This is a genomic window from Citrobacter sp. Cpo074, from assembly GCF_030332745.1.
Taxonomy (GTDB): Bacteria; Pseudomonadota; Gammaproteobacteria; order Enterobacterales; family Enterobacteriaceae; genus Citrobacter; species Citrobacter portucalensis.
In genome coordinates this window covers 541,084-562,764 of the sequence record NZ_JAOWHG010000033.1, presented here as the reverse complement: position 1 = coordinate 562,764, position 21,681 = coordinate 541,084, and the positions used below count along the sequence as shown (strand labels likewise).

Here is a 21,681-nt window from a genome sequence, read left to right as displayed (position 1 = left end):
CATGAGCAATATTTTTGCACTGGGCAGGAAACTGCGCGGTGAGGAACCTCTTTGGCCTGAAAAAGGTGGTAAGGGTGGTTCATCCAGTAGCGGACAGAAGGCGGCGGCAGATGCAACAAGATACGCAGCTGACCTTCAGAATGATCAATTCAACCGTGTAATGGAGCAACTCGCACCATATGCTGCTGCCGGTTTGCCAGCCCTACAACAAATCCAGCAATTATCCACACTGGAAGGTCAGGGTAATGCGCTAAACCAGTATTACAACTCAGACCAATATAACCAGTTAGCTAATCAGGCTCGCTATCAGTCACTGAATGCAGCGGAAGCAACCGGCGGCCTTGGCTCTACCGCAACGTCAAACCAACTGGCAGCCATCGCTCCCACGCTTGGGCAGAACTGGCTTTCCGGGCAGATGCAGAATTACGGCAACCTGTTAAACGTTGGTCAGTCTGCGGCAGCGGGTCAGGCATCAGCCGGTCAGAACTATGCCAACAACGCCGGAAACCTTGCTCAGCAGATGGCTGCTATCCGCTCTCAGGGTTCTGGACAATCCACACTGGGAAGCGCCATTAGCGGCGGTACGAGTGGTGCTCTTGCCGGTGCTGGTATTGCAAGCCTGTTAGGTACTTCAACGCCATGGGGCGCTGGTATCGGTGCTGGTATCGGATTGCTTGGCTCACTCTTCTAAGGAGTTATCGTGGCTACATTTCAACTCGCCGGACTGCCATCAATGCAGGTGGCAAACCAAAACGCACCCGGGCAGCCATCACTATCAAGCTACGACTTCAGCCAGCGTCCAAATGTAGGCGTTCAACTCGCTCAGGGGATTGGTGCGGTAGGTCAGGCCATCGGTCAGGGTGAGGCGGCTAAGCGCTTATCTGAGTTTCAGCAGGCGTTCGGTCAGGCTTATGCCGCAGGTGATCGTGATGCCTTGCGACAACTCGCGGCCACGAATCCAGACCAGATTGAAACAATCCGTCAGGGAATGGGGTTTGTTGATGCTGATCGGAATCAGGCAATGGGAGATATGTCTGCAAGACTGAATATTGCTGCGTCCCAAGGAGCTGATGCAGTAAAGAGAGAGCTTTCCACGCACCAGAGTACGTTGCAGCAATTAGGGGTGTCATCTGACGGAGCATGGCAGATGTATCAACAAAACCCAAAAGGATTTAGCCAACTAACTGACTTACTTGGAATGCATGCTGTTGGTCCTGATAAGTATTTCGATATTCAAGACAAATTAGCGGGCAGAGAGATTGATCGCGGAAGATTAGATGAAACTATAAGAAGCAATAAGGCTGGAGAGTCAATTCAAAAAAGAGGGCAAGATATTTCAGCCACTACAGCTAGACGTGGTCAGGATATGGCAAACCGACGCGCTAACGCCTCAGGAAATTCCGGTGGTGATGGACGAACAGTGCAACTGGCTGATGGGCGCACGGTTAGCATCGTTGGCAAGCTTCACGGAGCAGGTCAAAACGCATTTTATGAAGGCATAGACAATGAAGGAAATACCGTTCGAGTTCCTGCAGGCTCAATTGCCGCTCCGGCTACATCGGCAGCCAGCGCACAGAATTACGCAATGAAGAAAGATCTGGATGCAATTTCTGGCGCATCCGCTGACGACCTTGGATTCATGACTGGAGTGACAGGTTCATCAGGATCACCTGCGCTTGGTGCTGACATTCGTAGCCGAGCATCTGGTGGAGACCAGAGAAAGCTCTATAACGCCGCTCAACGCGTCCAAGGAAAGATGCAGAATCAAGGAATTGCAGCAGCTCGCGATATGGGTGCATCTGGCATCAACACCGTTGCAGAGGCAAAGATGTACTTTCAGGGCATGCCACAGGTTGACTATTCGAGCCCTGAAGCAATGCAGCAATCAATGCGAGACATCCAGCAATATACCGACAATTACAACCAGCAGTATCAGGTTGATGTTGGTAATGGTGGAAGTCGGCAGCAGTCAGCGCAGCCAGCCGCGCAACAAACAACACAACCGAAAACATCTGGCTACCAGTCTCTATGGGGTGATTAATGGCTAAGGCATGGAAAGACGTTATTGCCTCTCAACAGTACCAGGCATTAGCACCAGAGCAGAAAGTGCAGGCGCAGGAGCAATACTTCAATGAAGTAGTAGCTCCGCAAGCTGGAAGCGACGCAGAACAGGCTAAACAGGCTTTCTATGCTGCTTATCCACCTCCAACAACTCAACAACCAGCACAACAGCAACAGGAATCCGCACAACCACAGAAACAAGGTGGATTCATGTCCGATCTTGGAAATGCTGCTGCAGAGACTGGACGTGGATTGTTTCAGGCTGGCGTTAATCTGGCAAACATCCCGGCATCAATGGCTGATGCGGTCGCTAGTGCCGGGGCATGGACAGGTCAGAAGCTTGGCATTGGTGACGGAACTTATCAGCCAGCACCCCGGATCACGACACAAGGACTTGAGCAGGATTTTGGATTGCAACAAGGTGCTCTTACCCCTCAGACGACAGAAGGTAAAATCTTCTCTGAAGCGCTGCCATATTTGACTCCTGTTGGAGCTGAGAGAATTGCAGCGCAAGCTCCATCTATTGCAGGACGTGTTGCTCAGGGTGCATCTCGCTTGCTGGCAGAAAACGCTGTTGGTTCTCTGGCTGCAAATAGTGAGCGTGATAATCCAGAAGCTCTGGCAACAGACTTAGGAACTAGTGTTGTATTGGGAGGGGCGATTAACCAGTTAGGTCGTGCTGCCGGGGCTGCTTATCGTGGTATTCGCGGGACGATCGCACCAGAAGCTCAGCAGGCTATTCAGTTCGCTAATGCCGCTGATGTTCCTCTGCATACCACTGACGTTCTGCAACCAAATTCCCGCGTCGGTCGCATGGCGCAAACAACGGCTGAAAACATCCCATTTGCTGGAACAAGCACTATGCGAGCTAATCAGCAAGAAGCTCGCAGTCAGTTGGTGGATGAGTTTGCATCGCGCTTTGGTGAATATGACCCGTCGATTGTAGTTGGCAGCCTGAAATCCAAAGCATCCGGAATCAGACAGGCGGCAGGTAGCCGCATTCAAAATGTCGAAAGCCAAATAGGCAATCTTAATGTGCAGCCATCCAGGGCAATTCAGCAGATTGATGACGAGTTAGCAAATATGCTGCGCCTTGGAACCGTATCCGACGCTGAAACTATTTCTAAATTGCAGGCGTATCGCAATGAGCTCGATAGCGGAAATGTTGATTTCAGGCTGCTTAGAGACCTCAGAACTCAGTTCAGGCAGGATGTTAAGGGTGAGCGTGTTAAGTTCATGAACAAGTCAGAGGCTGCAGTTAACCGTGTCTACAATGCTCTAACTCAGGATATGCATCAGGCTGTAGGACAGTCACTTGGTAATGAGACAGTAAACAAGCTAAAACAAGCTGACGCAATTTGGGCTAATGAAGCTGACAAGCTTAAAAACACCAGGCTTAAGACAGTTCTTCAGAAAGGAGACCTAACTCCTGAAGTGGTCAACAACATGCTTTTCAGTAAGAACAAATCAGAGGTTCAAAATCTGTACCGGTCAGTAGGTCAGGTGGGGCGCGCCCAAATGCGTAACGGCATTATCGGAAAGGCTATGGAAAAATCAGGCGGATCTCCTGACCAATTCCTGCGCCAGGTTAATCTGATGTCTAACCAGACAGGGATCGCATTTAAAGGCCGGGATGCGGCGTATCTTAAAGGACTGAAGAACTACCTTGAGTCAACTAAACGAGCAGGTCAGGCTGGAGTTAATGCTCCAAACGGTCAGCAGACAATCCCATTCATCTTGGGTATCGGATCTGCAACCAACCCGGCGCTTGTTGGCGTCGGCGGTGGTTATGGACTTCTTGCAAGGATGTATGAGAGTGAGCCGGCGAGAAATGCAATGCTTCGCCTGGCTAACACGCCACGTGGTTCTACCGCATTCGAGAAAGCATTATCTGAAGTTGAACGGGCTGTTAACTCTGTTGCTCAGGGGGCAAAGTCTGAAGCCTTAAGCGAATAGCAGTCTACCAACTACGATGCCGAATATAAGGAATGCAAAGTTCAATAAGTCTCTGTTCATAAATCCTCGCAGGAACCAATAGAGATCATTCTTTGATCTATATATTATCTGAATCCCTTACTTAATTGGGTGATGATAATGAAAAAAGGTGTGATGGTTGGCTGTTTTTGTGTATTTCTCGCTGGGTGCGCTACAGCAACAAAAACGTATGCTCCAGATGGAAGGGAGGCATATACCATAGAGTGCTCTGGAGTTGGTGGATCGTGGGCTATGTGCCAGGCCAAGGCCGGAGATCTTTGTGGTTCAAAAGGATATGACCTGATTAGCACAGGTAGTGATCAGGGTGCTATTGCGAACATTGACGGAAGCACTGGCAACGCGTTTGCAACAAACACCATATCAAGAAGCATGTATATTGCTTGCAAGAAATGAGCAAAGCCCGGTTAGCCGGGCTATTTTTTTCGATAGTGTTCGCTAAGTCGCTCGAAAACCAATTTCTGTATCTCTCTTGATACTGAATCAGCCTCGCGTTCTGCATCATCACGATATCCGATTACTGGCGTAGGCTTTTCAAGTGAATCAGCCACTATCTGCACTATCTCTGCATTTAGTGACCTTCCGTTTGCCTTTGCCCTCTGCTTAACCTTTTCTTTCAGCTCGTAGGGTAGCCTGAGGTTAAATTGCGGGTCATCTCTTCCCATTTTTGATGCCTCACTTTTGTAAGTGGATCGGCATCATATGATCTACTGGTTGTATCCACAATAAGACCACCGTGGTCCTATGTTAATGATTAATCACAATTTACCGCAGCTCGCCTGTGGGGATTACTTGCGCCTGGAGCAAAGTTAAATGTCAGACATCACTGCTAATGTCGTAGTAAGCATGCCTTCACAGTTATTCACGATGCCGCGATCATTCAAGGCCGTGGCGAACGGTAAAATTTACATCGGCCAGATTGATACCGATCCGGTTAACCCTGCAAACCAGATTCAGGTTTATCTTGAGAATGAAGATGGTAGCCACGTACCGGTATCACAGCCGATTATCATTAACGCTGGCGGCTACCCTGTATATAACGGACAGATCGCTAAGTTCGTTACCGTACAGGGCCATTCAATGGCTGTTTATGACGCGTATGGTGCACAGCAGTTCTACTTCCCAAACATTCTGAAGTACGACCCAGATCAGTTTTCACAGATGCTTGGTGATGAGGATGGATTCAAGTATATAGGATACTCAAGCGTAGAAGGGCTTAGGTCAATTGAGCCATCAACACCAAATCAGCAGATAATGGTTAATCGCTATAATGATAACGATACTGATAAATCTGGAGCTGGTTATTTTTATTATGACTCTACCGATACTACATCTGTAGATGATGGGGCTTTAGTGGTTGTAACCACCGATGGAAAAAGGTGGAAGAGGATAAATCCACATAACGATTTTGCTTATGTGTCAGGTGGCAGATACGGGGACTTCGATAACACGGAAGCTATGCAAAGATGCGTTGATGGGCTGGTGTCAGGTAAAATACGACCACCAGTTTACATCAATGGCCCTATCCGCATTGATGGAACAGTAAATGTAAACAACCTTGATACTACTGTCCCTGAAAGATTTGTGTCATTTATCGGTGGCGAGATAGTCGCAAACGGTCAGCAATATATATTCTCATCAACTGAAGCCGATAATGTTTCAGGGAATGTTGAATTCTTCGGAACTAACTTTTCACAAAAGGACTCATCAAAAACTACATATATTTTTAACGGACAGAAGCTTATTCGCGTGCTGTTCAATGGTGGAACTGTAAATGGATTGATGGTTGCAAAATCTAACACCTGGTTGCAAACAGTATATCTTACTGGAACAAAAATCATTAGGTCCCCCAATGGATTTGCACTTGATGCTACTCAATGGTTCGATGTTAGATTATCAAAAGTTATTTTTGAACGCGGGTGGGATTTCGCCCGCGCCAGCGGCACTGGTCAGTGCGTAACTTACTCATCTGTTACTGAATGCTGTATTGAGGGGTCTCACGATGGCGTTGTCATCGTTGGTGGCGCGGTTGGTCTTGTTATATCTGACAATACAATGGAGATGATGACCGGCAGATATATTGATATAGGGGAATCAGGTGACTTGTCATCGTCTATTACAGTGTCAGGGAACACAGTATACATGACGCCTGACCAGAGAACATCTTCAACATACTACGCAATAGCGCTTCCAGGTCTTACTTCAAATGGGTCCTGCAATGTGTCTGCAAACTTCACTGATGGGAACCTGTATTTAGTTCATCCAGGCGGTGGGTCATTGATGGATTTAAGCGGAACATGTGGTATTGGTAAAAACTTTGTATTCACCGGAAATAATCCAAAATACATCAGATACAACAGACTTGCTGGACAAATACAACGCACAATCATAGCAAGTGCGAGAGATGTTGGCGTAGGGAGTGATAATCCACAAACTAGTCCTGCTTCATATGGGAATATTGAGTGGGCAACTGGGTCATACGTTGCAAATATTTCTCCATCCGTAGTTTCAAGAAATATCACCGCGCTTGGAAAGCTGGCTGATTGTCTGCTAAAGGGTTGGGTATGTCAGATTGGAGGTAGCCCAGGAACATGGGTTGAGGATCTGATGATTCTCTAGGTATCCATCGTTGCTACTATCAACTTTTCGAAGAAAACAACGGCAAGTGATTTGAGACAAAAATGGGACACACAAAGCTTTGCACCGGTTTGCAAGGCTTTGTGCTGCTCTTCTATGATACCTTCTCATCAACCCAATCAGCCCACCACTGCATCATTTCCCGGCGCTTATCCATGTACTGAGCGTGGTTGTATATCCCACGAATGGATCCGCTGTTAGCGTGCGCCAGTTGCTTCTCTATGGCATCTGCGGGCCATTCATGCTCGTTCATTATTGTGCTGAACTGGTGCCGGAAGCCGTGTCCACTTGCTAAACCTTCATATCCTATCTGTCGAATAACCAGCAGTACGGCGTTCTCACTGATCGGCTTTGTTTTATCATTGCGGCCGGCGAACACGAAGCTTGATATCGGCTGAGTTACCGGCCTCAGCATTTCAAGCAGAGAGACAACCTGATCTGACATTGGTACAAGGTGAGGTCGACGCCCCTTCATCACCTCTTCGGCAATCGTAATCGTCCTGGTTTCAAAGTCGACGTTCGACCATTGCATGGACCGGAGTTCTTTTGTTCTTAGTGCCGTGTATTGCAGAACCTGAGTCGCAATCTTCGATACGATGCTGCCAGAGAAACCAGCAAGCGCCTTATTGAATGCCGGTATCTGATCTGCAGGAAGGAATGGGTAGTTCTTCTTCCGGTATCCCTTCATGGCATCAGCAAGGTCAGGAGCCGGGTTATACTTCGCGCGCCCGGTAACAATTGCGTATCTGAATACTTCCCCGCACCGCCGCCGTGCCTTATTGGCCCGCTCCATTGCCCCACGGTCTTCGAACCTGCGGATCACTTCCAGTATCTGCATTGGTTCTATCTCGTTAATCTCCATCCCGCCAATCAACGGCAGAATGTCATCCTGGAACATGCGTGACAGTTCGGTGCTGTATACCTCTGACCATACCTGCTTTTTGTGCTCGTACCATTCCTGGTATATAGAGCCGAACGAGTTGTCTTTGACTGACAGCTTTTTGGCCTTTACCGGATCGACACCGACAGACACATCCTTTTTGGCAAGCCAAGATTTGTCTCTGGCTTCCTGCAATGACATGAGCGGGTATTTGCCTACCGTCAGCACCTTCTCTTTACCATCGAGCTTGTAACGCAGCTGCCAGACTTTCTTCCCGGTAACCGGAACATAAAGGTACAGTCCGTTGCTGTCGAGCAGCCGGTACGGTTTATCTTTCGGCTTGGCCGCGTCGATCTGCTTGATGGTGAGCATGGGTAAAATTCCGGTGGGTAAAATTATTTACTCGTTTTTTACCCGCCGGAGTATGCGGCTGTCAACGTTCTATTGCGAACTATGGCGAACTAATATTTTATTGAGAGCTTGCTGTGTAAGGGATTTTGCGAACTACTGCGGAGAGTGGCGAACTGTGAAATGGCGTCCCCTGCAGGAATCGAACCTGCAACTAGCCCTTAGGAGGGGCTCGTTATATCCATTTAACTAAGGGGACGAAGCGGCACGAGTATAGCGTTTTTTACTCACAACGGTAAGTCTCAGGCCGCCCGACTGCTCAAACAGTCACCATTCAGGCCTGTTTTTTCTGGTTTTTCTGCTTTTGCTCATCATGCTTTGCTTGCAACCTGGCTTCTTCCTTGCGTTTGTTGCTCATGTCATTGCGGATCTGCGCATGGCTCATTAGCGCGAAAATAAACGTTCCGCCACAGATATTCCCGGCGAGCGTTGGTAGCGCAAAGGGCCAGAAAAAATCACTCCAGTGCAGCGTGCCATTAAAGACCAAATAGAGAATTTCCACCGAGCCGACGACGATATGCGTGGTATCACCTAACGCAATCAGCCAGGTCATCAGAATAATGACCACAATTTTTGCCGCTCCGGCGGCGGGAAACATCCACACCATGGTGGCAATTAACCAGCCGGAAATGATGGCGTTGGAAAACATCTCCACAGGAGTGTTTTTCATCACATCCATGCCGATTTTGACAAAAGCATCGCGGGTCTCTTCATCAAAAATCGGCATATGTTCAAACGCCCATGCGGCAACCCCGGTGCCAATAATATTACCCAGCAGAACCACGCTCCACAGGCGCATCAACAGGCCAAAATTGCCAAGGGTAGGGTTTTGCATCACCGGCAGTACAGCGGTGACGGTATTTTCGGTAAATAGTTGCTGGCGGGCCATAATGACAATAATAAAGCCGAAGGTATAACCGAGGTTCTCGAGTAAAAATCCCCCTGGCACGCCTTCCAGCTGTACGTGAAAAATCCCTTTTGCCAGTAGCGAGGCTCCCATCGACAGTCCTGCTGCGATGGCTGACCACAGTAGCGCCATCGCGTCACGCTCCATTTCTTTCTCCCCATCCTGGCGAATATGTTCATGGATTGCCATGGCGCGGGAGGGGAGTCTGTCCTCATCAAGCTCTATCTTTTTTCCTGTTAGCTTTTCATCGCTTTCCACCTCGAGTTCGTCGCTGTGTCGATCAATCTTATCTTTCTTGATGTCATTCATGGCCGAATCCTGAATAAGCACGTATTGCTAAAGCGTAGCGGCTTTTGTCTGAAAATCAGCGGGAGAAAGTCTGAGATAGCAAAAATAGTAACGTTTGTTTTTATCGGGTTAGTTAGAATAGAACCGCCGCGGAGTGCGCATTACCAGGCTATGATCAAATCAGTAAGACAGGGTATATAGACATCATTTGACGTGCTGTTACAATCGCTCACATCTAAACAGGCGGATACGTCATCGTTCCGTCATGGATGGCAATCAGCGATAGCCATAAAACACAGGGAGACACTTATGAAGCTTCGCCTGTCGGCGCTTGCGCTGGGAACCACACTTTTGGTGGGGTGTGCGAGCTCCGGTACTGAACAGCAGGGGCGTTCGGACCCATTTGAAGGGTTCAACCGCACCATGTACAACTTCAACTTTAATGTTTTAGATCCATATGTTGTAAGACCCGTAGCTGTTGCCTGGCGTGACTATGTTCCGCAGCCGGCGCGTAATGGTTTAAGCAACTTTACGGGGAACCTTGAAGAGCCGGCCGTCATGGTCAACTATTTCCTGCAAGGCGATCCTTATCAGGGGATGGTGCACTTTACCCGTTTCTTCCTGAATACCCTGTTAGGTATGGGCGGCTTTATCGATGTGGCAGGTATGGCTAATCCGAAGTTGCAGCGCGTTGAACCACACCGCTTTGGCAGCACGTTAGGCCACTATGATGTTGGTTACGGGCCGTATATGCAGCTTCCGTTCTACGGTAGTTTCACGCTGCGTGATGACGGTGGTGATATGGTCGATACACTGTATCCGGTACTGTCCTGGCTGACCTGGCCGTTGTCGATAGGCAAATGGACGGTTGAAGGGATTGAAACTCGCGCGCAATTGCTCGACTCTGACGGTCTGCTGCGTCAGTCTTCCGATCCTTACATCATGGTGCGTGAAGCTTACTTCCAGCGTCATGACTTTATTGCGAACGGCGGGAAACTCAAACCAGAAGAAAACCCGAACGCGAAAGATATTCAGGATGATTTAAAAGAGATCGATTCTGAGTAAGGAATTGGGCAAATAAAAAGGTGAGCTAAAAAGCTCACCTTTTTTACGTCTGAAGAAAATCAGAATGCGTAGTTCAAGTTCATACCGTACAACCAGGCTTTCCCTTCAGATTCAAAGGAGTATGGACCTTCTTCGAATTTCACTTTCTGACCGTGCATATAAGAGATGCCAACATCCAACGATGCATCCTTATTAAAGGCGTAGGTTGTACCCGCACTCAGCCAGAAGCGGTCCTGATCCGGAATAGAGATGGAACGACGGTTTGCCGGAACCGGGCTATCATCAAAGGCGATACCGGTACGGAACGTCCAGGTATCATCATAGTAATAGGTAGTACCGAGCGCGATGCGATAAGAGTCTTTGAAGCCTTCTTCTTTATAGAACAAGGTTTGGCCGTTGTTGCCTTTTGCTTTCAGCTCCTGGAACTGACTCCAGCTGGTATAAGCCATACTGTAGTGAACCGCCCACTGTGGTGCAACGCGGTTATAGCCTGAAAACTCCCACATTTCTGGCAGGTTCAGATCAAGTGAACCATCGATCGTACTGCCGTTGGTTCCTGCTGGCAGGCTGGCGAACACCGGACGCAACTGCGCAGGAATACGGTCCATTGATGGCAGATTGCTGCGGTAATCACCGTTGAAGTCAATTTTTACTTCAGAACGGTAGGTGAAACCGTAGCGGTTATCTTTATCTACTTCATAAAGAAGGCCAGCATTCCAACCGAAGCCCCACTCGTCACCTTTCAGGCGCGCAATCTGTGTATCTGCCGGATATTGCGCGGCCAGTGATGGAGGAATTCTGCCCCCGGAGCCTGCAACGATCTGCTGTGGTAAATCGCCAGCATAGCGTTCAAGCTTCGCTTTTGCATAGACGGCGTTTAAACCGAGACCGAAGCTAAAATGATTGTTCAGGCGATAAGCACCGCTCAGGTTTAGATTGAGCGTTTCCAGATCGGTTTTCCCGCCCATCGAGCCTGCTGTGTAATTATTGTTAAACTCCGTAGCCAGGCCGTAGTTAGAGGTGACTGAGGCCCCCCAACCAAACTGATCGTTAATTGGAGCAACAAAATGCACGTTCGGTATCCAGGCTGTTGGGGCGATATTATCCTGGCTGGCGTCATTGCCAATACGCGAGCGACCGGAAATATCTACATCCGGGTCAACGAAAATTGCACCTGCTGAGAAAGTAGGGCGATCGAACATCATAATCAATGCCGGGTTACGACTGGCGTTACCTGCATCATCTGCAATTGCGCCTTCACCCGAATATGCCCGGCCAAGGCCAGAGGAAGAAAATTCGTTTAACTGAAAGCCTGCAGACCAGGCCTGTGTGGAGATAATTGCCACTGCGACTGCGAGAGCAGACTTTGTAAACAGGGTTTTCTGGCTCATGACCATAACCTCATAGATTTATTTTTATACAAACAATGTTACATGCCGTAACAGGAGCGCGAAGTGTAGGGTCTGAGGTACGACTTAGAAATCAGACCAGTGGCGTGAGTATAGGTCGGACCAGCTGGAATGTTGCAAGTATGTTTATAAATATTTTCAAATTTGATCAGAGAAACGCGATCCAGCTGGCAAAATTGCGGGGGTGCGCACTCACCTGTTTGGGCGATTTTTGTTTTAGATCATTTTTAAGTGTGATTTCGGTCACTTATCGCATTTCATACAATTAACGACTGGAGAGGCGAATAATGGGAGCGTAAAATATCCCTATCGTTTATCTGGCACCTCAGGTGCGAATACAGAGGAAATCTACAATGAGTAAATGCAGTGCTGATGAAACCCCGGTTTGCTGCTGTATGGATGTTGGCACCATCATGGACAACTCCGATTGCACCGCGTCCTACAGCCGTGTGTTCGCGAACCGCGCAGAGGCAGAAGAAACGCTGGCTGCTCTGACCGAAAAGGCGCGTGGCGTGGAATCTGAGCCTTGCCAAATCACTTCGACCTTTACTGAAGAGTCAGAAGGTGTGCGTCTGGATATCGACTTTGTTTTTGCCTGTGAAGCTGAAACGCTGATCTTCCAGCTGGGCCTGCGTTAATCCCCCTCTGCAAAAGCCCTTGCTATCAGATAGCAAGGGCTTTTTCGTAACTGTCAGTGATTATTCACTGTGTCTTAGCTCCCACTTTCTTTTCTCTCCGCTTGGCTAAATGTAAAAAATTGGTTAAGACTATGATCAGGTCAGACCACTTATTTTATTTTTTTACAGGGGAGTGTTATGAGTCAGGCTTTACCGCTGGTTACCCGCCAGGGCGACCGTATTGCCATTGTAAGTGGGTTGCGTACGCCATTTGCTCGTCAGGCTACCGCGTTTCATGGCATTCCCGCCGTTGATTTAGGAAAAATGGTCGTCGGTGAGCTGCTGGCGCGCAGCGAAATACCTGCTGATGTGATTGAGCAACTGGTTTTTGGTCAGGTGGTGCAAATGCCTGAAGCGCCAAATATTGCTCGTGAAATCGTGCTGGGAACCAGCATGAATGTGCATACGGATGCCTATAGCGTAAGCCGAGCCTGCGCGACCAGTTTTCAGGCAGTGGCGAATGTCGCGGAAAGCCTGATGGCTGGGTCTATTCGTGCGGGAATTGCGGGTGGTGCGGACTCCTCGTCAGTCTTGCCTATTGGCGTTAGTAAAAAGCTGGCGCGGGTGCTGGTGGATGTCAATAAGGCCCGGACTACCGGTCAACGCCTTAAACTCTTTTCCCGACTGCGTTTACGTGACCTGATGCCTGTGCCGCCAGCCGTCGCTGAGTATTCCACCGGTTTGCGTATGGGGGATACGGCTGAGCAAATGGCCAAAACCTATGGTATTACCCGAGAACAGCAGGACGCTCTGGCGCACCGCTCTCATCAGCGTGCCGCTCAGGCGTGGGCTGAAGGAAAGCTGGCAGATGAGGTAATGACTACCTACGCGCCACCGTTTAAAGATCCTTTTTCAGAAGATAACAATATTCGCGGTAACTCTACGCTGGCCGATTACGCCAAACTACGTCCGGCGTTTGACCGCAAGCACGGCACTGTCACCGCAGCAAACAGTACCCCGCTAACGGACGGCGCAGCCGCCGTGATCATGATGACGGAGTCGCGTGCGAAAGAGTTGGGGCTGGTGCCGCTGGGGTACCTGCGTAGTTTTGCTTTTACCGCCATCGATGTCTGGCAGGACATGCTGCTGGGACCAGCGTGGTCAACGCCGCTAGCCCTGGAGAGAGCGGGTCTGACCATGGCAGATTTAACCCTAATCGATATGCATGAAGCCTTTGCCGCTCAAACGCTGGCGAATATTCAGTTGCTGGGTAGCGAACGTTTTGCCCGCGACGTGCTGGGCAGAGCACATGCCACTGGCGAAGTTGATGACAGTAAATTTAACGTGCTGGGTGGATCGATTGCCTATGGACACCCCTTCGCCGCCACTGGTGCGCGCATGATTACCCAAACCCTCCATGAGTTACGACGTCGTGGCGGTGGTTTTGGTTTAGTGACCGCCTGTGCAGCTGGTGGTTTGGGTGCAGCCATGGTTCTGGAGGCGGAATAATGGAAATGGCATCGGCTTTTACACTAAACGTACGTCTGGATAACGTTGCTGTTGTCACCATTGATGTGCCCGGAGAGAAAATGAACACCCTGAAAGCGGAGTTTGCTTCTCAGGTACGGGCCATTCTGAAACAAATCCGCGATAACAAAGCATTGCGTGGTGTGGTGTTTATTTCGGCTAAACCCGATAACTTCATTGCCGGGGCAGATATCAACATGATTGGTAGCTGTCGCAGCGCGCAGGAAGCCGAAACGCTGGCCCGTCAGGGGCAGCAGATGATGGCGGAAATTAATGCCTTGCCGATCCCGGTTATCGCCGCGATTCATGGCGCATGCCTCGGCGGTGGCCTGGAGATGGCGCTGGCGTGCCACAACCGTATTTGTACCGATGATGTTAAAACCGTACTGGGTTTACCGGAAGTACAACTTGGCTTGTTGCCCGGCTCCGGTGGTACGCAGCGGCTGCCGCGCTTGATTGGCGTAAGTACCGCACTGGATATGATCCTCACCGGAAAACAATTACGCGCAAAACAGGCGCTGAAAGTTGGTTTAGTGGATGAAGTTGTACCGCATTCCATTTTGCTGGAAGCAGCCGTTGAACTGGCTAAAAAGGACAGTTCTGCGCATCGAACACTGCCCGTGAGAGAGCGAGTGCTGGCGGGGCCGCTGGGGCGGGCGCTGTTGTTCCGCATGGCCAGTAAAAAGACGGCGCAAAAAACGCAAGGTAACTACCCTGCAACAGAACGTATCCTTGAGGTTATAGAAACCGGGCTAGCGCAAGGCAGCAGTAGCGGTTACGACGCTGAGGCACGTGCGTTTGGTGAACTGGCGATGACATCCCAGTCTCAGGCGCTACGGCACATCTTTTTTGCCAACACCGATGTGAAAAAAGATCCCGGAAGTGATGCGAAACCTGGCCCGCTAAACAGCGTAGGTATTTTGGGGGGCGGTCTGATGGGCGGTGGTATTGCCTACGTGACGGCCTGTAAAGGCGGCTTGCCTGTGCGCATCAAAGATATAAACGCTAAGGGAATCAACCACGCGCTGAAGTACAGCTGGGATCAGCTTGAAACGAAGGTTCGCCGCCGTCATATCAAAGCCAGCGAACGCGATAAACAACTGGCGCTGATTTCGGGATCAATCGACTACCGTGGCTTTGCGCATCGCGATCTAATTATTGAAGCCGTGTTTGAAGATCTGTCGCTAAAACAACGGATGGTGACAGAAGTTGAGCAAAATTGCGCACCTCATACCATTTTTGCTTCTAACACCTCATCTTTGCCCATTGGCGATATTGCTGCGAACGCTGCAAGGCCCGAACAAGTGATTGGTTTACACTTTTTTAGTCCGGTGGAAAAAATGCCGTTGGTCGAAGTGATCCCGCATGCCACGACCTCTGAGCAGACGATTGCAACTACCGTTAAGTTAGCGAAAAAACAGGGCAAAACGCCGATAGTGGTCAGAGATAAGGCCGGCTTTTACGTTAACCGCATTTTAGCGCCTTATATTAACGAAGCGATTCGCATGTTGACCGAAGGCGAGCGGGTCGAAACCATAGACGCCGCGCTGGTTAAGTTTGGTTTTCCAGTTGGGCCAATCCAACTTTTGGATGAGGTCGGAATTGATACGGGCACTAAAATTATACCAGTGCTTGAGGCTGCATATGGAGAACGTTTTAGCGCGCCTGCAAATGTTGTTGCTTCAATTTTGAATGACGATCGCAAAGGTAGAAAAAATGGTCGGGGTTTCTATCTTTATGGTGCGAAAGGGCGTAAAAGCAAAAAACAGGTCGACCCTGCAATTTATACGCTTATTGGCGTCCAGGGTCAGGGCCGACTTACCGCTGCGCAGATAGCAGAGCGGTGCGTTATGTTAATGCTCAATGAAGCAGCCCGTTGTTTCGACGAGAAGATAGTCCGCAGCGCACGTGATGGCGACATCGGCGCTGTATTTGGTATTGGTTTTCCGCCATTCCTCGGCGGCCCGTTCAGGTATATGGATTCTCTCGGCGCGGGTGAAGTGGTTGCGGTTCTGCAACGGCTGACCACGCAGTACGGCTCGCGGTTTACACCGTGTGAGCAGTTATTGCAGATGGCGGAACGCAGTGAAAGATTCTGGAATATTGGGGAAACTGACCTGAATTCATGAGGTCAAAGGTAGGATGAATCCGCACTGAATGTATGGGTCGCGCTCAAAATGTAAACAGAGATTGACTATACTTACGCCGTTGAGGTAAAAAACAGCGTTTCATTCGGTGAATGGATAAGGCACAATGCCGGCCACCATATCGTTACCACAGCCAATAGGGGCTGTGAATAAAGGTAGTGGTGATTCTGGTTAACAAAAGCGGTGCAATATGCAAGTTTTTATCATGCGTCACGGCGACGCGGCCCTCGATGCCGCCAGTGATTCGGTTCGTCCCTTAACCTCCTGTGGTTGTGACGAATCTCGCCTGATGGCGAACTGGCTGAAAGGTCAAAAAGTGGATATCGAACGTGTTCTGGTGAGCCCGTTCCTACGAGCCGAACAAACGCTGGATGTGGTGGGGGAGTGTATGAACCTGCCAACCGGTGTTGATGTTTTGCCGGAGCTGACTCCCTGCGGCGATGTCGGTCTGGTCAGCGCCTATTTACAGGCTCTGGCCAATGAAGGTATCGCCACGGCACTGGTTATCTCTCACTTGCCTTTAGTGGGATATCTGGTGTCTGAGCTTTGCCCAGGTGAAACACCGCCGATGTTTACCACATCAGCGATTGCCAGCGTTACGCTTGATGAGAGCGGGAAGGGTACTTTTAACTGGCAGATGAGCCCGTGTAACCTGAAAATGGCAAAAGCGATTTAAAAAGTCTGGAATCGGATAAGGTGCAGCCGTCATCCGAAAAATCAAAGAGCCGCAAATGCGGCTCTTTCTGTTTTTCTGCATCACGGAAGTTCAGGCGGTAGCCACTCTTCCACTTCAATCAGCACCAGCAGCGCGGCGTCGCCACCGTACTCTTTCGGTGCCTGATGAAAGGCCATTACGTGCGGATGCTGCGCCAGCCAGAGCGGCGTTTGCTGCTTAAGAATATGCTTTCCGTGGCCATGCATCACGCAGGCGCAAAACACATGCTCACGGCGACAGGCGGCAATCAGCGCGCCTAACTCTTGTTTGGCCTGTTGCTGGGTCAGCCCATGCAGATCGAGAAACAGCTCCGGAGAGTAATCGCCACGGCGCATTTTCTTCAGTTCGAAATGGCTGACGTCGGCACGCAGGTATCTTACCGGACCGTCCGTATTCAGCAGCGGCTGAAACTCATCCGAGAAATAGTGGCTGGCATCAGCCTGCTCCTGTAGCAGTCTTTTAACCGGAACCTCGGCAATTTTTTTACGTGGAGGTCGGTGAACGATGGTGTCCTGTTTAATTTTACGCGTGCCGGTCATCAGCTGGCGAAACAGCGTCTGATCCTCCTCGCTGAGCGATGTTTTCTTTTTCATTCGAGAGTCTCAACTTTTATTTTCCGTTAGTTTAACCCGACTCGGCGGGCATCCGATCGCTTAAAACGCAATTTTCGCGTTCAGGCCCCGTGTGAATGCTGATTTATCGCCGTCTTCGTGGCAAACTAGCCGCCGAAATTAATACGAGCATGCCCTGGAGGAATACGTGGATAAAATTTTCGTCGATGAAGCAGTGAGTGAACTGCATACCATTCAGGACATGTTGCGTTGGGCGGTCAGCCGTTTTAGCGCGGCGAACATCTGGTATGGCCATGGCACGGATAACCCATGGGACGAGGCCGTACAACTGGTGCTGCCGTCACTTTATTTGCCGTTGGATATTCCAGAAGATATGCGTACCGCGCGTCTGACCTCCAGCGAGCGTCATCGTATTGTTGAACGCGTGATTCGCCGCGTCAACGAGCGCATTCCGGTTGCTTATCTGACCAACAAAGCCTGGTTCTGCGGGCATGAATTTTATGTTGATGAACGCGTGCTGGTTCCACGTTCACCGATTGGCGAGCTTATCAATAACCGCTTTGCGGGCCTTATTAATGAGCAACCGCAGCATATCCTCGATATGTGTACTGGCAGCGGCTGTATTGCCATTGCCTGCGCGTATGCCTTCCCGGAAGCCGAAGTCGATGCGGTGGATATTTCCACTGACGCGCTGGCGGTGACCGAACACAATATTGAAGAACACGGTCTGATCCATCACGTCACGCCGATCCGTTCCGATCTGTTCCGCGATCTGCTGAAAGTCCAGTATGACCTGATTGTGACCAACCCGCCGTATGTCGATGCGGAAGATATGTCCGATCTGCCAAACGAATATCGTCACGAACCTGAGCTGGGTCTGGCGTCCGGCAGCGATGGGCTGAAACTTACCCGCCGCATTCTGGGGAACGCCCCGGACTACCTGTCAGATAACGGTATTCTGATTTGTGAAGTCGGAAACAGCATGGTACATCTGATAGAGCAATATCCGGATGTACCGTTCACCTGGCTGGAGTTCGACAACGGCGGTGACGGCGTATTCATGCTGACCAAAGAGCAGTTAGTTGCTGCTCGCGAGCACTTCAGCATTTATAAAGACTAATTACACGCGCACATACACAACACGCATAACGGAGCCGTGATGGCAGGAAACACAATTGGGCAACTCTTTCGCGTAACCACTTTCGGCGAATCACACGGGCTGGCGCTCGGTTGTATTGTCGATGGTGTTCCGCCGGGCATTTCTCTGACAGAAGCTGACCTGCAGCACGATCTCGACAGACGCCGTCCGGGCACATCGCGCTACACTACGCAGCGTCGTGAGCCGGATCAGGTGAAAATCCTCTCCGGGGTGTTCGAGGGCGTTACCACTGGCACCAGCATTGGCCTGCTGATCGAAAATACCGATCAGCGTTCACAGGATTACGGCGCGATTAAGGACGTTTTTCGTCCGGGACACGCCGACTATACCTATGAGCAAAAATATGGCCTGCGCGACTACCGTGGCGGCGGACGTTCATCCGCACGTGAAACGGCGATGCGCGTGGCGGCCGGAGCGATTGCCAAAAAATATCTGGCGGAAAAATTCGGTGTTGAGATCCGCGGCTGCCTGACGCAGATGGGTGATATTCCGCTGGAGATCAAAGACTGGTCCCAGGTGGAACTTAACCCGTTCTTTTGCCCGGACCCGGATAAACTCGAAGCGCTGGACGAACTGATGCGCGGGCTGAAGAAAGAAGGTGACTCCATCGGAGCGAAGGTGACCGTTGTTGCACGCGGTGTACCTGCGGGTCTCGGCGAACCTGTATTCGATCGCCTGGATGCCGACATTGCCCATGCGCTGATGAGCATTAACGCCGTTAAGGGCGTTGAGATTGGCGATGGATTTGACGTTGTTGCGCTGCGCGGCAGCCAGAACCGTGACGAAATCACCAAAGAAGGTTTCCAGAGTAACCATGCGGGCGGCATTCTGGGCGGGATCAGCAGCGGGCAACAAATCATTGCTCATATGGCGCTGAAACCGACGTCCAGTATTACCGTTCCTGGGCGCACTATTAACCGCTTTGGAGAAGAAGTCGAAATGATCACTAAAGGTCGCCACGATCCGTGCGTAGGGATCCGCGCCGTACCGATCGCCGAGGCGATGCTGGCGATCGTATTGATGGATCACCTGCTGCGTCAGCGGGCGCAAAATGCGGACGTGAAGACCGATATTCCACGCTGGTAAGAGATGAAAAAAACGGCACTTGCGGCGCTGGCTCTGTTTGCCAGTACCGCCTGTCTGGCGGCGACGCCCTGGCAGAAAATTACCCATCCGGTTGCGGGCAGCGCGCAGTCTATTGGCGCGTTTTCCAATGGCTGTATTGTTGGCGCAGATACGCTGCCTGTCCAGTCAGAACACTATCAGGTGATGCGCACCGATCAGCGTCGTTACTTTGGCCATCCGGATCTGGTGAGGTTTATCCAGCGTCTGAGTTATCAGGCCAATAGTCAGGGACTGGGCACGGTATTAATCGGCGATATGGGTATGCCGGCCGGTGGGCGATTCAATGGCGGTCACGCCAGCCACCAGACGGGACTGGATGTGGATATTTTCCTGCAACTGCCGAAAACGCGCTGGACCCAGTCGCAACTGCTGCGGCCGCAGGCGTTAGATCTGGTCTCACAGGATGGTAAACGTGTTGTGCCGTCACTGTGGAAACCGGAGATTTTCAGCCTGATCAGGCTGGCTGCAAAAGATAATGAAGTAACGCGTATTTTCGTGAATCCGGCGATTAAGCAACAACTTTGTCTGGATGCAGGGACCGACAGGGACTGGTTGCGTAAAGTGCGGCCGTGGTTCCAGCATCGTGCGCATATGCACGTGCGGTTACGTTGTCCTGCCGACAGCCTTGAGTGCGAAGATCAACCGTTACCGCCACCGGGTGACGGCTGTGGCGCAGAGCTGCAAAGCTGGTTCGAACCTCCAAAACCTGGAACCACCAAGCCTGAGAAGAAGACACCGCCGCCGTTGCCGCCTTCCTGCCAGGCGCTACTGGACGAGCATGTACTCTAATGGATCATTTTGCCTCTCTGTTTATGGTGTCGCCACTGCTGTTAGGTGTGCTTTTTTTTGTGGCGATGCTGGCAGGTTTTATTGATTCTCTGGCCGGAGGTGGTGGTCTACTCACCATCCCGGCATTGATGGCGGCCGGGATGCCACCTGCGCAAGCGCTGGCAACCAATAAGCTGCAAGCCTGCGGGGGATCTATCTCTTCCTCCCTCTATTTTATTCGTCGGGGTGTGGTTAATCTGGCGGATCAGAAACTCAATATCTTCATGACCTTTATCGGCTCAATGAGTGGCGCGCTGTTGGTTCAGCACGTGCAGTCAGATGTTCTGCGCCAGATCCTGCCAGTATTGGTTATCTGTATTGGCCTTTACTTTCTGTTGATGCCGAAAATCGGGAAAGAGGACCGACAGCGCCGACTGCACGGTTTGCCTTTCGCGCTGGTGGCCGGGGGCTGCGTCGGCTTTTACGATGGCTTTTTTGGTCCGGCGGCAGGGTCATTCTACGCGCTGGCCTTTGTCATGCTGTGCGGATACAACCTGGCGAAATCGACGGCCCACGCCAAAGTATTAAATGCCACATCGAATATCGGTGGGTTGTTGCTGTTTGCTCTCGGCGGCAAAGTGATTTGGGCGACAGGTTTTGTGATGCTCATTGGCCAGTTTATTGGCGCACGGATGGGCTCTCGACTGGTACTCAGCAAAGGACAAAAACTCATTCGGCCAATGATCGTTATTGTCTCCGCCGTGATGAGCGCAAAGCTACTTTATGATAATCATGGACAGGAGATTCTCCACTGGCTGGGGATGAACTAATGAATAATACGCATCACTACGAACAGTTAATTGAGATTTTTAACGGCTGCTTTGCCGATGAATTTAATACCCGTCTGATTAAAGGCGACGACGAACCGATCTATCTTCCAGCGGATGCGGAATTACCGTATCACCGTATCGTTTTTGCGCATGGTTATTACGCCAGTGCGTTACACGAAATTTCACACTGGTGTATCGCCGGTAAAGCCCGTCGTGAACTGGTCGATTTCGGTTACTGGTACTGCCCGGACGGACGCGACGCGAAGACACAATGCCAGTTTGAAGATGTGGAAGTGAAGCCGCAGGCGTTTGACTGGTTGTTTTGCATGGCGGCGGGCTACCCGTTTAACGTCAGTTGCGACAACCTGGAAGGGGACTTTGAACCGGATCGCGTGGTATTCCAGCGCCGTGTTCATACTCAGGTGATGGAGTACCTGGAAAAGGGGATCCCTGAACGTCCGGCGCGTTTCATTAACGCGTTACAGAATTATTATCACACGCCTGAACTTACGGCGGAACAATTCCCGTGGCCCGAAGCGCTCAACTGAAGCCGCTGCCACGTTTACAATGAGGA

General features: G+C 50.6%; 19 protein-coding genes and 1 tRNA gene. 14 read left to right on the top strand and 6 right to left on the bottom strand.

Annotated elements, in window-relative coordinates:
* The first annotated feature begins 1 nt into the window (after position 1).
* Genes OGX83_RS16935 through OGX83_RS16925 form a run of 3 tightly spaced genes read left to right on the top strand, consistent with a single transcriptional unit; the run spans position 2 to position 4,017 of the window.
* Positions 2-691 (top strand): P22-gp17 family phage DNA ejection protein, encoded by a 690-nt coding sequence (locus OGX83_RS16935; protein ID WP_286588646.1) that lies wholly within the window; start codon positions 2-4, stop codon positions 689-691.
* A gap of 9 nt (positions 692-700) precedes the next feature.
* Positions 701-2,041 carry a phage DNA ejection protein gene (locus tag OGX83_RS16930; protein ID WP_286588643.1) on the top strand — a complete coding sequence of 447 codons (1,341 nt, stop codon included), beginning with the start codon at positions 701-703 and terminating at the stop codon, positions 2,039-2,041.
* Entirely contained in the window at positions 2,041-4,017 is a 1,977-nt protein-coding gene (locus OGX83_RS16925) for a P22-gp16 family phage DNA ejection protein (RefSeq protein ID WP_286588641.1), read from the top strand. The genes OGX83_RS16930 and OGX83_RS16925 overlap by 1 nt, the downstream gene beginning before the upstream one ends.
* 452 nt (positions 4,018-4,469) lie before the next feature.
* Here OGX83_RS16925 and OGX83_RS16920 read toward each other — a convergent pair whose 3' ends face one another.
* Positions 4,470-4,718 (bottom strand): Arc family DNA-binding protein, encoded by a 249-nt coding sequence (locus OGX83_RS16920; RefSeq protein ID WP_286588638.1) that lies wholly within the window; start codon positions 4,716-4,718, stop codon positions 4,470-4,472.
* 148 nt (positions 4,719-4,866) lie between these two features.
* On the opposite strand from OGX83_RS16920, the gene OGX83_RS16915 reads away from it, so the two are divergent.
* Entirely contained in the window at positions 4,867-6,672 is a 1,806-nt protein-coding gene (locus OGX83_RS16915) for a phage tailspike protein (RefSeq protein ID WP_286588636.1), read from the top strand.
* Positions 6,673-6,784: 112 nt separating this feature from the next.
* On the opposite strand, the gene OGX83_RS16910 is transcribed toward OGX83_RS16915, so the two are convergent.
* From OGX83_RS16910 to OGX83_RS16900, 3 genes are all read right to left on the bottom strand, one after another.
* Positions 6,785-7,942: a tyrosine-type recombinase/integrase gene (locus tag OGX83_RS16910; protein ID WP_286588634.1), complete on the bottom strand. Its 1,158-nt coding sequence runs from the start codon at positions 7,940-7,942 to the stop codon at positions 6,785-6,787.
* A gap of 160 nt (positions 7,943-8,102) precedes the next feature.
* Positions 8,103-8,177: transfer RNA gene (locus OGX83_RS16905), tRNA-Arg, on the bottom strand.
* Positions 8,178-8,252: 75 nt separating this feature from the next.
* A complete protein-coding gene (locus OGX83_RS16900) occupies positions 8,253-9,194 on the bottom strand; it encodes a formate/nitrite transporter family protein (RefSeq protein ID WP_191215521.1) in 942 nt (313 codons plus the stop codon).
* A gap of 288 nt (positions 9,195-9,482) precedes the next feature.
* Here OGX83_RS16900 and mlaA point away from each other — a divergent pair, with 288 nt between their 5' ends.
* Positions 9,483-10,238 carry a phospholipid-binding lipoprotein MlaA gene (mlaA, locus tag OGX83_RS16895; RefSeq protein WP_003028190.1) on the top strand — a complete coding sequence of 252 codons (756 nt, stop codon included), beginning with the start codon at positions 9,483-9,485 and terminating at the stop codon, positions 10,236-10,238.
* A 59-nt stretch (positions 10,239-10,297) separates the two neighbouring features.
* Here mlaA and fadL read toward each other — a convergent pair whose 3' ends face one another.
* Complete coding sequence (gene fadL, locus OGX83_RS16890; RefSeq protein WP_020996688.1) at positions 10,298-11,629, bottom strand: long-chain fatty acid transporter FadL; 1,332 nt, start codon at positions 11,627-11,629, stop codon at positions 10,298-10,300.
* 371 nt (positions 11,630-12,000) lie between these two features.
* Between fadL and OGX83_RS16885 the strand changes: the two genes are divergently transcribed.
* The 4 genes from OGX83_RS16885 (at position 12,001) to sixA (ending at position 16,614) form a co-directional block, all read left to right on the top strand.
* Positions 12,001-12,285 carry a YfcZ/YiiS family protein gene (locus tag OGX83_RS16885; protein ID WP_003834838.1) on the top strand — a complete coding sequence of 95 codons (285 nt, stop codon included), beginning with the start codon at positions 12,001-12,003 and terminating at the stop codon, positions 12,283-12,285.
* Between the two features lie 177 nt (positions 12,286-12,462).
* On the top strand, positions 12,463-13,773 hold the full coding sequence (gene fadI, locus OGX83_RS16880) for an acetyl-CoA C-acyltransferase FadI (RefSeq protein ID WP_060683483.1): 1,311 nt from the start codon (positions 12,463-12,465) through the stop codon (positions 13,771-13,773).
* Entirely contained in the window at positions 13,773-15,920 is a 2,148-nt protein-coding gene (fadJ, locus tag OGX83_RS16875; protein WP_103285593.1) for a fatty acid oxidation complex subunit alpha FadJ, read from the top strand. Before fadI ends, fadJ begins: the two co-directional genes overlap by 1 nt.
* A 208-nt stretch (positions 15,921-16,128) precedes the next feature.
* The gene (gene sixA / locus OGX83_RS16870; RefSeq protein WP_003028179.1) at positions 16,129-16,614 is read left to right on the top strand and encodes a phosphohistidine phosphatase SixA; all 486 of its coding nucleotides are present in this window, start codon (positions 16,129-16,131) and stop codon (positions 16,612-16,614) included.
* Positions 16,615-16,694: 80 nt separating this feature from the next.
* Here the strand turns inward: sixA and smrB are convergent, their stop codons facing one another.
* Positions 16,695-17,246, bottom strand: coding sequence for an endonuclease SmrB (smrB, locus tag OGX83_RS16865; RefSeq protein ID WP_003839296.1), 552 nt, complete (start codon positions 17,244-17,246; stop codon positions 16,695-16,697).
* A 166-nt stretch (positions 17,247-17,412) separates the two neighbouring features.
* Here smrB and prmB point away from each other — a divergent pair, with 166 nt between their 5' ends.
* From prmB to OGX83_RS16840, 5 genes are read left to right on the top strand one after another with little or no spacing between them, the layout of a single operon-like run.
* On the top strand, positions 17,413-18,345 hold the full coding sequence (gene prmB, locus OGX83_RS16860) for a 50S ribosomal protein L3 N(5)-glutamine methyltransferase (RefSeq protein WP_003028173.1): 933 nt from the start codon (positions 17,413-17,415) through the stop codon (positions 18,343-18,345).
* 39 nt (positions 18,346-18,384) lie between these two features.
* Positions 18,385-19,470, top strand: a complete 1,086-nt coding sequence (aroC, locus tag OGX83_RS16855) for a chorismate synthase (protein ID WP_003834825.1) — start codon at positions 18,385-18,387, stop codon at positions 19,468-19,470.
* A gap of 3 nt (positions 19,471-19,473) precedes the next feature.
* Complete coding sequence (gene mepA, locus OGX83_RS16850; RefSeq protein WP_032944099.1) at positions 19,474-20,298, top strand: penicillin-insensitive murein endopeptidase; 825 nt, start codon at positions 19,474-19,476, stop codon at positions 20,296-20,298.
* Positions 20,298-21,107 (top strand): sulfite exporter TauE/SafE family protein, encoded by an 810-nt coding sequence (locus OGX83_RS16845; protein ID WP_286588630.1) that lies wholly within the window; start codon positions 20,298-20,300, stop codon positions 21,105-21,107. The genes mepA and OGX83_RS16845 overlap by 1 nt, the downstream gene beginning before the upstream one ends.
* Positions 21,107-21,655 carry an elongation factor P hydroxylase gene (locus tag OGX83_RS16840; RefSeq protein ID WP_079934585.1) on the top strand — a complete coding sequence of 183 codons (549 nt, stop codon included), beginning with the start codon at positions 21,107-21,109 and terminating at the stop codon, positions 21,653-21,655. Before OGX83_RS16845 ends, OGX83_RS16840 begins: the two co-directional genes overlap by 1 nt.
* Positions 21,656-21,681: the final 26 nt, after the last annotated feature.